This is a genomic window from Streptomyces sp. C36 (assembly GCF_040932295.1).
GTDB lineage: Bacteria > Actinomycetota > Actinomycetes > Streptomycetales > Streptomycetaceae > Streptomyces > Streptomyces triculaminicus.
Window position 1 is genome coordinate 324,329 of sequence record NZ_JBFQGI010000004.1, and the last position, 15,103, is coordinate 339,431.

The 15,103-nt window shown below is 72.3% G+C and carries 9 protein-coding genes and 1 riboswitch; of the genes, 3 read left to right on the top strand and 6 right to left on the bottom strand.

Translation table 11 applies throughout. From position 1 onward, the window contains the following. Window positions 1-27: 27 nt before the first annotated feature. The 5 genes from AB4K12_RS15010 to hisC all read right to left on the bottom strand — a co-directional run bounded on the left by AB4K12_RS15010 (window position 28) and on the right by hisC (window position 9,168). A complete protein-coding gene (locus tag AB4K12_RS15010) occupies window positions 28-1,677 on the bottom strand; it encodes a GAF domain-containing protein (RefSeq protein ID WP_368434698.1) in 1,650 nt (549 codons plus the stop codon). 10 nt (window positions 1,678-1,687) lie between these two features. Next, window positions 1,688-5,224, bottom strand: a complete 3,537-nt coding sequence (gene cydD / locus AB4K12_RS15015; protein ID WP_368434699.1) for a thiol reductant ABC exporter subunit CydD — start codon at window positions 5,222-5,224, stop codon at window positions 1,688-1,690. A gap of 36 nt (window positions 5,225-5,260) precedes the next feature. Then, window positions 5,261-6,262 carry a cytochrome d ubiquinol oxidase subunit II gene (gene cydB, locus AB4K12_RS15020; RefSeq protein WP_368434700.1) on the bottom strand — a complete coding sequence of 334 codons (1,002 nt, stop codon included), beginning with the start codon at window positions 6,260-6,262 and terminating at the stop codon, window positions 5,261-5,263. Between the two features lie 24 nt (window positions 6,263-6,286). Then, window positions 6,287-7,855: a cytochrome ubiquinol oxidase subunit I gene (locus AB4K12_RS15025; protein ID WP_368434701.1), complete on the bottom strand. Its 1,569-nt coding sequence runs from the start codon at window positions 7,853-7,855 to the stop codon at window positions 6,287-6,289. A gap of 236 nt (window positions 7,856-8,091) precedes the next feature. Then, window positions 8,092-9,168: a histidinol-phosphate transaminase gene (gene hisC / locus AB4K12_RS15030; RefSeq protein ID WP_368434702.1), complete on the bottom strand. Its 1,077-nt coding sequence runs from the start codon at window positions 9,166-9,168 to the stop codon at window positions 8,092-8,094. 331 nt (window positions 9,169-9,499) lie between these two features. On the opposite strand from hisC, the gene AB4K12_RS15035 reads away from it, so the two are divergent. The 3 genes from AB4K12_RS15035 to AB4K12_RS15045 all read left to right on the top strand — a co-directional run bounded on the left by AB4K12_RS15035 (window position 9,500) and on the right by AB4K12_RS15045 (window position 13,117). Beyond that, complete coding sequence (locus AB4K12_RS15035; protein ID WP_362260099.1) at window positions 9,500-10,612, top strand: LacI family DNA-binding transcriptional regulator; 1,113 nt, start codon at window positions 9,500-9,502, stop codon at window positions 10,610-10,612. A 327-nt stretch (window positions 10,613-10,939) separates the two neighbouring features. Next, window positions 10,940-12,052: a metallophosphoesterase family protein gene (locus tag AB4K12_RS15040; protein WP_368434883.1), complete on the top strand. Its 1,113-nt coding sequence runs from the start codon at window positions 10,940-10,942 to the stop codon at window positions 12,050-12,052. 180 nt (window positions 12,053-12,232) lie between these two features. Continuing rightward, a complete protein-coding gene (locus AB4K12_RS15045; RefSeq protein ID WP_368434703.1) occupies window positions 12,233-13,117 on the top strand; it encodes a hypothetical protein in 885 nt (294 codons plus the stop codon). Window positions 13,118-13,174: 57 nt separating this feature from the next. On the opposite strand, the gene thiC is transcribed toward AB4K12_RS15045, so the two are convergent. Further along, a complete protein-coding gene (gene thiC, locus AB4K12_RS15050; RefSeq protein ID WP_368434704.1) occupies window positions 13,175-14,947 on the bottom strand; it encodes a phosphomethylpyrimidine synthase ThiC in 1,773 nt (590 codons plus the stop codon). Beyond that, window positions 14,943-15,080: riboswitch (TPP riboswitch) on the bottom strand. Its footprint overlaps the gene before it by 5 nt. Between the last annotated feature and the right edge of the window lie 23 nt (window positions 15,081-15,103).

Genomic DNA, 15,103 nt, shown 5'->3' on the forward strand with positions numbered 1-15,103 from the left:
GTCCGGAGCCAGGCCCGGGGCCGGGCCTCACAAGGGCGCTTCCCACACCACCTTCGTGCCGCCCCCGTCCTCGCCCAGACCAGGCCCGTAGGAGCTCGACCCGCCCAGCGACTCGGCCCGCTTGGCGAGGTTGCGCAGCCCGCTGCGCCGGCCGCCCTCGGGGATGCCGACGCCGTCGTCTGCGACCGTCAGCCGCACCGCCTCCCGACCGTCCGGCAGCGTGACCGTCGCGTCGACCACGACCTCGATCCGGGACGCGCGGGCGTGCCGGAAGGCGTTGGAGAGCGCCTCGCGCAGCGCGGCGATGAGGTTCTTGCCCGTCCGCTCGCCGACCTTCGCGTCGACCGGTCCGACGAACGTCGCGGAGGGCTGGAAGCCGAGCGGCACGGCCGCCGTGCCCAGCTCGCGCAGGACGCGCGTGCGCAGCCCGGCGGGGGCCTCCGTGGGCTCCTGCTGGAGGGCGAAGATCGCCGTCCGGATCTCCTGGATGGTCACGTCCAGCTCGTCGACGGCCTGCCCGACCTTCGTGCTGACCTCCGGTACGACCGCGCGGCGCTGGGCGCTCTCGAGCAGCAGCCCGGTGGCGAACAGCCGCTGGATGACGAGGTCGTGCAGGTCCCGTGCGATGCGGTCGCGGTCCTCGAAGACGGCCAGCCGCTCCCGGTCGCGCTGCGCCTCGGCCAGGACGAGGGCCAGCGCGGCCTGGGCGGCGAACTGCGCCGCCAGGGTGCGCTCGGTGGCGGTGTACTTCCGGGCGCCGCGCGCGCGGGGCGTGGCGAGGGTGCCCAGCACGCGGTCGCCGCTCTTGAGCGGCAGGAGCATGCTCGGGCCGAAGCGGGGCGCCACCTCGGTGATCATGCGGGGGTCGGTGGCCGAGTCGTCGATGAAGACCGGCTCGCCCGCGAGCAGCAGGGAGGCGACCGGGCTGTGCGGCGGTATCACCGTCCCCAGGAGCCCGGTGGGGTCGTCGGCGGAGACGGCCACCATCTCCAGGCCGCCCTCGCCGTCCGGCAGCAGCACGATGCCGGCGGCGGAGTCGGCGAGCCGCCGGGCCTGCTCGGCCACGACGGACAGCGCGTCCTCGGCGTCGCTGCCCGACAGCAGCGCGGTGGTGACGGCCACGGAGCCGTCGATCCAGCGCATGCGCTGGCGGCTCTCGTCGTGCACGCGCGCGTTGCCGATGGCGATGCCCGCCTCCGTCGCCAGGATCTTCACCATGTGCAGGTCCGCGACGCTGAACTCGCCGCCCCCGCGCTTCTCGGTGAGATAGAGGTTGCCGAAGATCTCGCCCCCGACCCGGATCGGTACGCCCAGCGCGTGCTGGCCGTCGGGGAAGGCGGCGATGTCGGCGATGTCCTCGTACTGGTCCGCCGCGACCCCGTATGTGATGAAGTCCGACAGCCCGTGGCCGGAGGGGTCGATGACCCCGATGGCGGCGTACCGGGCGTCGGCGAGCTCGGCGGCGGTCTCGGCGATCCGGTCGAGGGTGCTGTGCAGCTCCGGCCCGGTGCCGACCGAGCGCATGGCCTCCAACAGCTGCGGCACCCGCCCGGTCAGCTCGGTGGACAGGCCCTGGAGGCTGCGGGTGGCCTCCGTGGCGGCGTCCAGCGAGTCCTGGGCGCCTCCCGGCGCCCCGGGGGTGTCCCGCGGGGCTGAGGGCTGATCCGTCGGTGCCATGGACACGAGCCTAATAAGTGCCATTTGCCAGGGAAAGCGCCTTACGGCTGGTGTCCTCGGCGGAGTGCGCGTCGTCGGCGGCCTCCCGCTCCAGCATCCGCCGGAACGGCCCGTTCTCCCGCGCCAGCTCCGCGTACGCCCCCCGCTGCACCACGCGGCCCGCGTCCAGCACGATCACCTCGTCGACCGCCTCGAGCCCGGCCAGCCGGTGGGTGATCAGTACGGCCGTACGACCCTCGGTCGCCGCCAGCAGGTCGGCGGTCAGCGCGTCGGCCGTGGCGAGGTCGAGATGCTCGGCGGGCTCGTCCAGCACCAGCACGGGGAAGTCCGCCAGCAGCGCCCGGGCCAGCGCCAGCCGCTGCCGCTGGCCGCCGGACAGCCGGGCCCCGTGCTCGCCGACCATGGTGTCCAGCCCCTCGGGCAGCCCGTCGACCCAGTCCAGCAGCCGGGCCGCCGACAGCGCCCGCCGCAGGTCGGCGTCGCCCGCGCCGGGGCGCGCGAGGCGCAGGTTCTCACGCAGGGAGCTGTCGAAGATGTGCGCGTCCTGCGCGCACAACCCCACCAGACGCCGCACCCCGTCGCCGTCCATCCGCGCCGCGGGCCGCCCGCCCAGGGTGTACGAGCCCTCCTCGGCGTCCAGGAAGCGCAGCAGCACCTGGGCGAGCGTCGTCTTGCCCGCCCCCGACCGGCCCACCACGGCCACCCGGCGCCCCGCCGTCAGGTCCAGGGCGAACCCTTCCAGGGCCGGCGCCGCCTGCCCCGGATGGCGTGCCGTCAGCCCCTCCACCCGCAGTGGGAACGGCGACGCGGGCGCGGGCTCCGAGCCGTCCCGTACGGGCACGGGCGCGTCCAGCACCTCGTGCACCCGCTCCGCCGAGCGCCGCACCAGATGGCGGCTGCGCACCGCGAGCGGCAGCCCGGCCACCGCCTCGAACGCCGCCAGCGGCACAAGCACGACCACCGCCAGCCACACCCCACTCAGCCGCCCGTCGTGCACCGCCCGTACGCCCACCCACGCCGCAGCGGCCACCGTCAGCCCGCAGACCAGCGCCGACAGGCCGGAGCCGAGGGCGGTGGCGGCGGAGCCCCTGCGGGCGATCCGGGTGAGCTCGCCGTCCACCCGCCGCAGCCGGTCCCACCGGGCGGGCAGCGCACCGGCGACGGTCAGTTCGGCCGTACCGGTCAGCAATTCGACCGTGTGCGAGGAGAGTTCGCCCCGGATGCCCGCCAACTTCCGCTCCGCGCGCCGGGCGACCGCTCCCGACAGGGCCGCCACCACCGGCCCGGCGACCAGCAGCCCGGCGGCGAGCACCGCGCCCGCCTCCGGCAGCAGCCACGCGGTGAAGCCCACGGAGGCCGTGCCGACGACCACGGCCGAGCCGACGGGCAGCGCCCAGCGCAGGAAGTAGTCCTGCAGCGCGTCCACGTCCCCGACCAGCCGCGAGAGCAGATCGCCGCGCATGGCACCCCGCAGCCCGGCGGGGGCGAGCCGCTCGAGGCGCCGGTAGACGGACACCCGCAGCCCGGCCAGCACCCGCAGCGCGGCGTCGTGCGAGACCAGCCGCTCGGCGTAGCGGAAGACCGAACGCCCGATGCCGAAGGCCCGCGTCGCGGTGACGGCGACCATCAGGTAGAGCACGGGAGGCTGCTGCGAGGCCCGCGAGATGAGCCACCCGGAGGTCGCCATGAGCGCGACGGCGCTACCGAGGGCCAGGGAGCCCAGCAGCAGGGCGAGGGCGAACCGCCCCCGCAGGGGGCGCCCGGCGGCCCGTACGCGCGCGAGGGCGCCCGCGCCGGGCCGGGAAGCGGGCGCGGCGGCCTCGGCGCGGTCCGCGGCCTCGGGCACCACCGGCGCCCCGTGCGCCGCCGGGCCGTCGGCCGTCCGGGCGGGCGATCCCCCCGCCGCGAAGGGCCGGCCCCCCAGGCGCACCGCCCGGTCGGCCACGGCGAGCAGCGCCGGCCGGTGCACCACCAGGATCACCGTGCGGCCCTCGGCCAGCCGCCGTACGGCCGCCACCACGGCGGCCTCGGTCTCCCCGTCCAGCGACGCCGTCGGCTCGTCGAGCAGCAGCACCGGCCGGTCGGCCAGGAAGGCCCTGGCCAGCGCCAGGCGCTGGCGCTGGCCGGCGGAGAGCCCCGCCCCGTCCTCGCCGAGCCGGGTGTCAGTGCCGTCCGGCAGCATGGAGACGAACTCGAGCGCGCCGGCCGCCCACAGTGCGTCCCGCACCTGTGCGTCCGTCGCGTCCGGCCGGGCCAGCCGGACGTTCTCGGCGACGGTCCCGGCGAAGAGGTGGGGTCGTTGCGGAACCCAGGCCACCTGGTTCCGCCAGCTGTCGGGGGAGAGCGATGCCAGGTCCGTACCGCCCAGGAACACGCGCCCGCTCGCGGGCCGTTCGAAGCCCAGCAGCACGTTCAGCAGCGTGGACTTGCCCGCTCCGCTGGCGCCCGTCACCGCCACCGTCTCCCCGGCCCCCACCTCGAACGAGGTTTCGGCCAGGGAGGGTTCGGTGCGGCCCGTGTGCCGCACCACGAGCCGGTCGATCGTCAGCGCCGCGCCGCGCGCGTCCGGCGCCGGCAGCGTGCCCGCCGGCGCGGGCGCGGTCTCCAGCACCGCGAACACCTCGTCCGCGGCGGCCAGTCCCTCGGCCGCCGCGTGGTACTGCGCGCCGACCTGACGGAGCGGCAGATACGCCTCGGGGGCCAGGACGAGCACCATCAGGCCGGTGGCCAGGTCGAGTTCGCCGTGCACGAGCCGCATGCCGATGCCGACGGCGACGAGCGCCACCGACACCGTCGAGAGCAGTTCCAGTGCGAAGGAGGACAGGAAGGCCAGCCGCAGCGTCCGCAGCGTCGCCCGCCGGTAGTCGGCGGTGATCGCGCGGATCGACTCGGCCTGCGCCTTGGCGCGGCCGAAGACCTTGAGCGTGGGCAGCCCGGCGACGACGTCGAGGAAGTGCCCGGACAGCCGGGACAGCAGCCGCCACTGCCGGTCCATCCGGCTCTGGGTGGCCCAGCCGATGAGGGCCATGAACAGGGGGATGAGGGGAAGCGTGAGGACGATGACGAGCGCCGAGAGCCAGTCGGCGGTGACGATGCGGGCCAGGACGGCCACGGGCACCACGGCCGCGAGACCGAGCTGGGGCAGATAGCGGGCGAAGTAGTCGTCCAGCGCGTCGATTCCGCGGGTGGCGAGCGCGGTGAGCTCGCCGGTGCTCCGGCCGGCCCGGCCCGGGCCGAGCCGGCTCGCGTGCTCCAGCAGCCGGGTCCGCAGCGCGGACTTGACCGCCGCGCTCGCCCGGTGCGCGGCCAGCTCGGTCAGCCAGGACACCGCCGCCCGGCCCAGGGCGACGGCGGCCAGCAGCGCCAGCGGAACGGCCAGGTCACCGGCCGTGCGCCCGTCCTGGAAGGAGCCGGTCACCACCTCGGCGATCAGCATCGCCTGGGCGATGACCAGCCCGGCCCCCGCGAGGCCCAGGACGACGGAGGCGGCGAGGAAGAAGCGGGTCGCGGAAGCGTGCTTCAGCAGCCGGGGGTCGATGGGCCTCATGGCGCGAACCTCTCGGTCTCGGTGCGCTGTTCGGTCTCAGTGCGCTGCCGGGATGTGCCGGGTGCTGATCCGCTTGCGGAACACCCAGTAGGTCCAGGCCTGGTAGCCCACGATCAGCGGGGTCGCGAAGCCCGCGACCCACGTCATGATCTTCAGCGTGTAGGGGCTGGAGGCGGACCCGGCGGCGGTCAGGCTCCAGGCCGGGTCGGTGGAGGAGGGCAGCACGTCGGGGAAGAGGGCGAGGAACACCGTGGCGAAGACCGCCACGACCGTCACTCCCGACAGGGCGAACGCCCAGCCCTCCCGGCCCGCCCGGTTGAGGGCCAGGGCCGCGAGCAGCGCCACCACGGCGACGACCGTCGCCGGCAGGCTGCGGCCGTTGCCGTACGCCGCCTGGGTCCAGGCCAGGAAGGCCACGGCGAGCGCCAGCGCCGCCAGGCCGTACCACCGCGCCTGGGCCCTGGCCCGGTGCCGGATGTCCCCGTCGGTCTTCAGCGCCGCGAAGACCGCGCCGTGGAAGGTGAACAGCACCAGCGTGAACAGGCCGCCGAGCAGGGCGTACGGGCCCAGCAGGTCGAGCACGTCACCGGAGAAGTTCTTGTCCGGCCCGATCGGCACGCCGCGCACGATGTCGGCGAAGGCCACGCCCCACAGGAAGGCGGGCAGCAGCGAGCACCAGAAGATCGCGTGCTCCCAGTTGCGCTGCCAGCGCTCCCCGGGCCGCTTGTGCCGGTACTCGAAGGCCACGCCGCGCACGATCAGGCAGACCAGGACGGCCAGCAGCGGCAGGTAGAAGCCGCTGAAGAGGGTCGCGTACCAGTCGGGGAAGGCCGCGAAGGTGGCACCGGCCGCGGTGATCAGCCAGACCTCGTTGCCGTCCCAGACCGGGCCGATCGTGTTGATCAGGACCCGGCGTTCGGTGCGGTCCCGGGCCAGCAGCCGGGTCAGGACGCCGATGCCGAAGTCGAAGCCCTCGAGGAAGAAGTAGCCGGTCCACAGGACGGCGATCATCAGGAACCAGAAGTCGTGGAGGTGCATGGTGGTCTCTCCTTCCGACGCGCGTCAGTACGCGAAGGTCATCGGCTTGTCGGCGTCCTCGGGCTGTCCACCGGAGGGCATGCGCAGCCGGGGGTCCTTCGCCGGGGGCTTCTCGTCGGTGTCCGGACCGGCCGTGCCGTACTTCACCAGCAGCCTGACCTCGACCACCGCGAGCACCGCGTACAGCGCGGTGAAGACGATCATGGAGGTGAGGACCTCGCCCTGGCTCACGCCGGGCGAGACCGCGTTGCCGGTCTTCATCAGCCCGTAGACGGCCCAGGGCTGGCGGCCCATCTCGGTGAAGATCCAGCCGAAGGAGTTGGCGATCAGCGGGAAGCCCATGGTGAGGATGCCGATGCGCCAGGACCACTTGGTGAAGAAGGGGCTCATCTCGCGCGTCTTCGTCAGCATCAACCGCGGGATCTCGCCCTCGGCGGTGCGGTACTCGGGCGCCAGCCAGAACTTCTTGCGCGTGGTCCACAGGCCGATGAGCGCGGCGACGAAGGAGGTCATCCCGAAGCCGATCATGAGGCGGAAGCCCCAGAAGGTCATGAAGATGCTGGGGATGTAGTCCTCGGGGTCACCGCCGTAGAGCGCCGCCTCCTTGGCGGCGATGTCGTTGATGCCGGGGACGGCGTCGGAGAAGTTGTTGTGGGCGAGGAAGGAGAGCAGGCCGGGGATCTCTATCTCGACGCTGTTGTGGCCCTTGCCGACGTCGCCGACCGCGAAGACCGAGAACGGCGCCGGCGACTGGGTCTCCCACAGCGCCTCGGCGGCCGCCATCTTCATCGGCTGCTGCTCGAACATCACCTTGCCCAGCTCGTCGCCGCTGACCGCCGTGCCCAGACCGGCGATCACCGCCACCACCAGGCCGACCCGCAGCGAGGTCAGCATCGCCGGAAGCTGCCTGCGCTGCTTCTCGCCGAGCTCCTCGCCCTTGATCCGGCGGCGCTTGGCGCGCCACAGGTGGAAGGAGGAGACGCCCACGACGAACGCGGCGCCGGTGAGGAAGGCCGCGGTGAGGGTGTGGAAGACGACGACCAGGGTGGTGTTCTGCGTGAGCACGGCCCAGATGTCGGTGAGCTGCGCCTTGCCGGTCGCCTTGTCGACGGTGTAGCCGACGGGGTGCTGCATCCAGGAGTTGGCGGCCAGGATGAAGTAGGAGGAGAGGATCGTGCCGACGGCCACGATCCATATGCACGCGCAGTGGATCTTCTTGGGCAGCTTGTCCCAGCCGAAGATCCACAGGCCGATGAAGGTCGACTCGAAGAAGAAGGCGAGCAGCGCCTCCATCGCGAGCGGGGCGCCGAAGACGTCACCGACGAAGCGCGAGTAGTCGGACCAGTTCATGCCGAACTGGAACTCCTGCACGATGCCCGTGACCACGCCCATCGCGATGTTGATCAGGAAGAGCTTCCCCCAGAACTTCGTGGCGTGGAAGTACTTCTCCTTGCCGGTGCGGACCCAGGCCGTCTCCAGGCCGGCCGTGATCGCGGCGAGGCTGATCGTGAGCGGGACGAAGAGGAAGTGGTAGACGGTCGTGATGCCGAACTGCCAGCGGGCCAGCGTTTCCGGAGCCAAAGCCAGATTCACTCGGTCTCTCCTTGCCTCTGGCGCCCCCGCCGACGCGTGCCGCCGACGCTTTGCCCCCGTATGACACAGATAAAGAAGGACATAAAGGCGCGCTTGTGAACGCGTTCACATTCACAAGCATTATTGCGCACCGGCTTTTCGGCCAAGAAAGCGGGGTACCCCCTTCGGCCCTGGCGCGAAGGGGTACCCCGTCTGCTGATGGTCCGTACGGCCCCGGGGGCGTACGGACGCCGCGGCTACAGCTCCTTGCGGAACTCCTCCGCCGCGCGCAGGAACAGGTCGTTCCCCTCCACCTCGCCGATGGTCACGCGCACGCCCTCCGGGAACGGCCGGACGACCACGCCCGCGCGCTCGCACGCGGCCGCGAAGTCCTGCGACCGCTCCCCCAGCGGCAGCCACACGAAGTTGGCCTGCGACTCCGGCAGCGTCCAGCCCTGCCCGGCCAGCGCCGCGACCACCCGCGTCCGCTCCGCCACCAGCGCGTCCACCCGCTCGCGCAGCGCGTCCTCGCTGCGCAGCGAGGCGACCGCCGCGTCCTGGGCCACCTGGCTCACGCCGAACGGCACCGCCGTCTTGCGCAGCGCCGCCGCGACCGGCTCGTGCGCGACGGCGAAGCCGATCCGCAGCCCGGCCAGGCCGTACGCCTTGGAGAAGGTCCGCAGGACGCAGACGTTCGGGCGGGTGCGGTAGAGGTCGATGCCGTCCGGGACGTTCTCGTCGCGGATGAACTCCAGGTACGCCTCGTCGAGGACCACCAGGATGTCGGCGGGCACCCGGTCCAGGAAGGACTCCAGCTCGGCCCGGCGCACGACCGTACCGGTGGGGTTGTTGGGGTTGCAGACGAAGATCAGCCGGGTCCGCTCGGTGATCGCGGCGAGCATCGCCTCCAGGTCGTGGACGTCCCCCTCGGTCAGCGGGACCGGGACCGGAGTGGCCCCCGAGACCTGGGTGATGATCGGGTACGCCTCGAACGACCGCCAGGCGTAGATCACCTCGTCGCCCGGCCCCGCCGTCGCCTGCACCAGCTGCTGCGCCACGCCGACCGAACCGGTGCCCGTGGCCAGGTGCGACAGCGGGACGTCGAAGCGCTCCGCCAGCTCGGCCATCAGGCCCGCGCACGCCATGTCGGGGTAGCGGTTGAAGGAAGCGGCCGCGGTGAGAGCGCTCTCGAGCACGCCGGGCAGCGGCGGATAGGGGTTCTCGTTGGAGGACAGCTTGTACGCGACCGGTCCGCCGGGCGCCGCAGGCCGGCCCGGCTTGTAGGTCGGCACGCTGTCCAGGGCCGCGCGCAGCTTCGGGGTCTTCTCGGTCACCGCTGGTCCTCCTCCACTGAAGCCAATACTGCACACCTTATGAGGATTGACCCGGGCGGCGTCCAGAGCTGAGGGAGCGCTCCTCTTTTCGGCGCGCGCCGTGGCGGACGCCGTGGCGCGCATCCCCCGTGAAGGTGAGTTGAGACCTCTTCGAGACCTGGACCGGTGCCGAGACGCGGATCCACCAGAGGGCGACAGCCCACCGTGGACGGGCTCAACCACCTGCATTTCCATGATCATTGAAGGAAATCGGTAGAGCAGAAACGTGCCTGTCAACAGTCAAACTCGGTGCCCTGCCAAAGGACCACCCGAGCCCTACTATCGGCTCGCCATGACAGCAGCAGGGAAGCATCAGGTGAGCCGGGCGGATCCGTCCCGCAGGGGCAGCCGGCAGGGGCGGGCGGGCATCCGTGATGTGGCCGCCGCCGCCGGGGTTTCGATCACGACCGTCTCCGACGCGCTCAACGGCAAGGGCCGGCTACCGGACGCGACCCGCCGCCATGTCCGCGAGGTCGCCGACCGGCTGGGCTATCGCCCGTCCGCCGCGGCCCGCACCCTCCGTACGGGAAAGTCGGGCCTCATCGGCCTCACCGTCACCACATACGGGGATGAACCTTTCACCTTCACCGAGTTCGCCTATTTCGCGGAGATGGCGAGAGCGGCCACGTCCGCCGCGCTGGCGCGCGGCTACGCCCTGGTCATCCTCCCCGCCACCTCCCGGCACGACGTGTGGTCGAACGTCGCTCTCGACGGCACCGTGGTCATCGACCCCTCCGACCACGACCCCGTCGTCTCCGACCTGGTCCGCCAGGGCATCCCCGTGGTCTCCGACGGCCGCCCCGCGGGCACCCTGCCCGTGACGGCCTGGGTCGACAACGACCACGAGGCCGCCGTGCTGGGCATCCTCGACCACCTCGCGGACGCCGGGGCCCGCCGGATCGGCCTGCTCACCGGCACCACCACGGACACCTACACGCGCCTGTCCACCACCGCCTACCTGCGATGGTGCGAGCGCGTCGGCCAGGACCCGGTCTACGAGGAGTACCCCGCCCACGACCCCTGCGCCGGCGCCGTGGCCGCCGACCGCCTGCTGGCCCGCCCCGACCGTCCCGACGCGGTGTACGGGCTGTTCGACCCCAACGGCACCGATCTGCTCGCCGCCGCCCGCCGCTACGGGCTGCGCGTGCCCGACGACCTGCTGCTCGTCTGCTGCAGCGAGTCCACCGTCTACGCCACGACCGAGCCGCCCATCACCACGCTCTCGCTCAAGCCCCGGCGCATCGGCACCGCGGTCGTCCAGCTCCTGATCGACGCCATCGAGGGCCTGGACACCGGCCGGCCGGTGGAACAGGTCATACCCACCGAACTGATCGTGCGGACCTCGTCCCAGCGACGCCCGCCGCGCACCACCGTCAGCGCGCCGCGCGGACCCGCCGCGACCTGACGCACGTCCCCCGGAAACCTCCCGGCGACCCGCCGCGGGGCCCGGCGAACGTCCCACGGCCCGACCCGCGTCAACCGGAAGTGAACCCGCATCCGGCGCACGGGCAAGCCGGCCGAGACCCGGGGGAGCCGCCCCGGCACGCTGCTGACCGGCGCGAACGGCTCATTTAACGGCTCATTTGGGGAGAAATGACCGGCGATCCCGGTCTCCTGCCCCGATTCACGGCCCCTGGTGCGTCACAAGCCGCGACGGTCATTCCTATGATGGGCGCACGACACCACGGACCGCCATCGACCAGGCAAGGTCCACAAGGTGCACGGCGGCGCGATGGTGGAGGGGTCGATGACTCAGGGGGCCGGGCAGGCGGCACGGACCACGGCGGCGATGGCGCCCTTCCCCGGGTACGCCGCGCCCGGTCCTGTTCCGGGCTACGCGCACACCGCCCCGCCCGCGCCGGAGTATCCGGAGTACCCCCCGGGCTACACCCCGACCGCCCGCGACCTGCCGGTGATCGGCCCGGGCGTGCCGCGGGACGTGCCCACCGTGGAACTGACCCCCATCGCCCCGCCCCAGCCGCAGCAGCAGCCCCAGCAGCACCAGGGCGCGCCCGTCGGCCGCGGCCCGCTGTACGTGGTCGGCGATGTGCACGGCTACCTGGACGAGCTCTACGAGGCGCTCGCCGCCCAGGGGCTCATCGACGCCCACGGCCACTGGGCCGCGGGCAACGCCCGGCTGTGGTTCCTCGGTGACTTCACCGACCGGGGCCCGGACGGCGTCGGCGTGATCGACCTGGTCATGCGGCTGTCCGCCGAGGCAGCCGCCGCCGGCGGCTACTGCAAGGCCCTCATGGGCAACCACGAGCTGCTGCTCATCGGCGCCAAGCGGTTCTCCGACACCCCCGTGAACTCCGGCGCCGGCACCGCCTCCTTCCAGGCCGCCTGGCTGCTCAACGGCGGCCAGCGCACCGACATGGAGCGCCTGGAGGACCACCACCTGCAGTGGATGTCCCGCCTCGACGCGATCGCCGAGGAGGACGGGCACCTGCTGGTGCACTCCGACACCACCGCCTACCTCGACTACGGCGACTCCATCGAGGCCGTCAACGACGCCGTCACCGAGGCGCTGCAGCGCAACGACCCCGACGAGTGCTGGGACCTGTTCCGCAAGTTCACCAAGCGGTTCGCCTTCCGCGACGAGGACGCGGGCCCCGTGGCCGTGCGGGAGCTGCTGCAGACCTACGGCGGCAGCCGCATCGTCCACGGCCACAGCCCCATCCCCTATCTGCTGGGCGAGGTCGGCACCGAGGACGCCGACGGCGAGGACGGCACTCCGCTGGTCGAGGGACCCCATCTGTACGCCGACGGGCTCGCCCTCGCCATGGACGGCGGGGTCACGATGGCCGGAAAACTGCTGGTAGTGCAACTTCCGCTGGCGGGCTGAGGGTTCAGCGGGCCGGTGCACGGGCAAGTGTGGAGTTCCACCGCCTCGGGGTAATTCGGGAAACCCGCTGTCACCCCGCGCCGGTGCGGCTCTACCATCGGCTTATCCGTAGCAGGCTCTCCTCCGTTTCCGCCCACTGCCCGGTACAAGCCGGCACCAGGCCCTACGGAGCATCGGGGGATGCACATGAACAGCGTTCCGCACCTGCTGGCCGAGGACCGCCCGGAATTCGAGCGGGTTCTCGACCAGGCGCTGCGTACCGCGAACCATGACCCGGAACTCGCCGCCGCGATAGGACAGCGGCTCAATACCGAACAGCTGCGCGCCATGGCGATGAGCGCCATGACCGCCATCTCCGCCTGTGCGATGGCGGAATACGAAAGCCTCCTCGCCGCCCGCGAGGACGTGCGCACCCGTTCGTCGGCCGCCCAGCCGCAGCCGGCCGGTGCCGGAATAGGCCACCCCGGCGAGAGCGGTCACGGCGCTCCGCTCGCCCCCGCCGCCGCGTCCGACGTCCCCGAGGGCCAGGGCGCGGGCGCCGGCGCCGTCCTCGCCGTGCTGGCCCCGGTCCTCGCCGGGATCGCCGCGTTCCTTTTTCTTCTCATCGGTTATGTCATGCGAACGGTCGGGGAGGGCGAGTCCGTCGCCCGCCCCATGATCTCGATCGGCTGGTGGTTCGGCGCCTTCACGGTCGCCGGAGTGCTCGTCGCGATGTCCGGGATGCTGCGCACCGCCCTGCGCAACGGCCGGCGTGAGGACGAGGCCCCACCGCGCGACCACCTCGCCGAGGAGGTCACGCGGGCCCATGAGGCCTGGCGGCAGGCGCTGCTCGAGCGGGGCGTACGGCCCTTCCTCCGGGAGGCGTTGGCCAAGGCCCCTCCGGCACCGCGTCGTCCCCGTAACCCCAGGAAACCCACCGGCCCCAGCCGGACGTCCCACCTCGGCTACTCCCGCCCCGGCTTCTCCAGCCCCGACAGCGGTCCCTCCACCCCCACCCGCACCGGCCGCCCCGGCCCGGACCGCCCCGGTCCGGACGCGGGAGGGCCGGACCACCGGGCCGACTAGGCCCGGCGGTCCGGCCGGTGACCGCGCGACCGGCCGCTCGGCGGCCGGTCGCCCGGCCTACTCCGCGATCGGCAGGTAGACGCGGTTGCCCGAGGCCGCGAACTCCTTGGACTTCTGCTCCATCCCGGCCGCGGCCTCGGCGTCGACCGCGAGGTCGCCGCCGTGCTCGCGGCGGATGTCCTGCGAGATCTTCATCGAGCAGAACTTGGGCCCGCACATCGAGCAGAAGTGCGCCGTCTTCGCGGGCTCCGCCGGCAGCGTCTCGTCGTGGAAGGCGCGGGCGGTGTCCGGGTCGAGGGCCAGGTTGAACTGGTCCTCCCAGCGGAACTCGAAGCGCGCGTCGGACAGCGCGTCGTCCCACTCCTGGGCGCCCGGGTGACCCTTGGCCAGGTCCGCCGCATGGGCCGCGATCTTGTACGTGATGACGCCGGTCTTCACGTCGTCGCGGTCCGGCAGGCCGAGGTGCTCCTTGGGCGTGACGTAGCAGAGCATCGCCGTGCCCCACCAGGCGATCATCGCGGCGCCGATGCCGGACGTGATGTGGTCGTAGGCGGGCGCGACGTCCGTGGTGAGCGGGCCGAGCGTGTAGAACGGCGCCTCCTCGCAGATCTCCTGCTGGAGGTCGATGTTCTCCTTGATCTTGTGCATCGGGACATGGCCCGGGCCCTCGATCATCGTCTGCACGTTGTGCCGCTTGGCGATGGTGTTGAGCTCGCCGAGCGTCTTGAGCTCGGCGAACTGCGCCGCGTCGTTGGCGTCCGCGATCGAGCCGGGGCGCAGCCCGTCGCCGAGCGAGTACGTCACGTCGTAGGCGGCGAGGATCTCGCAGAGCTCCTCGAAGTGGGTGTAGAGGAAGTTCTCCTTGTGGTGCGCCAGGCACCAGGCGGCCATGATCGAGCCGCCGCGCGAGACGATGCCGGTCTTGCGGCGCGCGGTCAGCGGCACGTAGGGCAGCAGCACGCCCGCGTGCACGGTCATGTAGTCCACGCCCTGCTCGGCCTGCTCGATGACCGTGTCCTTGTAGATCTCCCAGGTCAGGTCCTCGGCCTTGCCGTCGACCTTCTCCAGGGCCTGGTAGAGGGGCACGGTGCCGATGGGGACGGGTGAGTTGCGCAGCACCCACTCGCGGGTGGTGTGGATGTTGCGGCCGGTGGAGAGGTCCATGACCGTGTCGGCTCCCCAGCGGGTGGCCCAGGTCATCTTCTCCACCTCCTCCTCGATGGAGGAGGTGACGGCGGAGTTGCCGATGTTGGCGTTCACCTTCACCAGGAACCGCTTGCCGATGATCATCGGCTCGATCTCCGGGTGGTTCACGTTCGCCGGGAGCACGGCACGACCGGCCGCGATCTCCTCCCGGACGATCTCGGCGGAGACGTTCTCGCGCAGGGCGACGTACTCCATCTCCGCGGTGATCTCACCGCGCCGGGCGTACGCCAGCTGGGTCACCGCGGCGCCGTCCCGGCCCCGGCGGGGCAGGCGCGGGCGGCCGGGGAAGACCGCGTCGAGGTTCTTCAGGCCCCCGCGCGGTGAGGTGTGCTTGATGCCGTCGTCCTCCGGGCGCATGGGGCGCCCGGCGTACTCCTCCGTGTCGCCACGGCCGATGATCCAGTTCTCCCGCAGCGGCGTCAGGCCGCGGCGGACGTCCGTCTCGATCGCCGGGTCGGTGTACGGGCCGGAGGTGTCGTACAGCTGTACGTCCTGCCCGTTGGTGAGGTGCACCCGTCGCACCGGAACCCGCAGGTCCGGCCGCGAACCCGTCACATAGTCCTTGTGCCAGCCGATCTTCGCGTCGGACTCGGCGGCAGACATGCGTGCATCCTGCGAGGTCATGAGACCAGTAACTCCCTACGCCGGCATTACCCGGTAACAGGTTCGGCGGTCGGCGCAGCGGCTTCCGTACATTTCTTCGTACGGACGTCAGCGCCCTCTCAGCCCGGTGCTCCGAGCTCCCGCGATTGCAAAGGTGCCACCACGCTAGCGCCTCTC

Bases quoted from the DNA above. Each gene is read 5' to 3' on its own strand.
- AB4K12_RS15035 (WP_362260099.1), top strand. From the start codon at position 9,500: ATGACAGCAGCAGGGAAGCATCAGGTGAGCCGGGCGGATCCGTCCCGC.
- AB4K12_RS15040 (WP_368434883.1), top strand. From the start codon at position 10,940: ATGGTGGAGGGGTCGATGACTCAGGGGGCCGGGCAGGCGGCACGGACC.
- AB4K12_RS15010 (WP_368434698.1), bottom strand. From the start codon at position 1,677: ATGGCACCGACGGATCAGCCCTCAGCCCCGCGGGACACCCCCGGGGCG.
- cydB (WP_368434700.1), bottom strand. From the start codon at position 6,262: ATGCACCTCCACGACTTCTGGTTCCTGATGATCGCCGTCCTGTGGACC.
- cydD (WP_368434699.1), bottom strand. From the start codon at position 5,224: ATGAGGCCCATCGACCCCCGGCTGCTGAAGCACGCTTCCGCGACCCGC.
- thiC (WP_368434704.1), bottom strand. From the start codon at position 14,947: ATGACCTCGCAGGATGCACGCATGTCTGCCGCCGAGTCCGACGCGAAG.
- AB4K12_RS15045 (WP_368434703.1), top strand. From the start codon at position 12,233: ATGCACATGAACAGCGTTCCGCACCTGCTGGCCGAGGACCGCCCGGAA.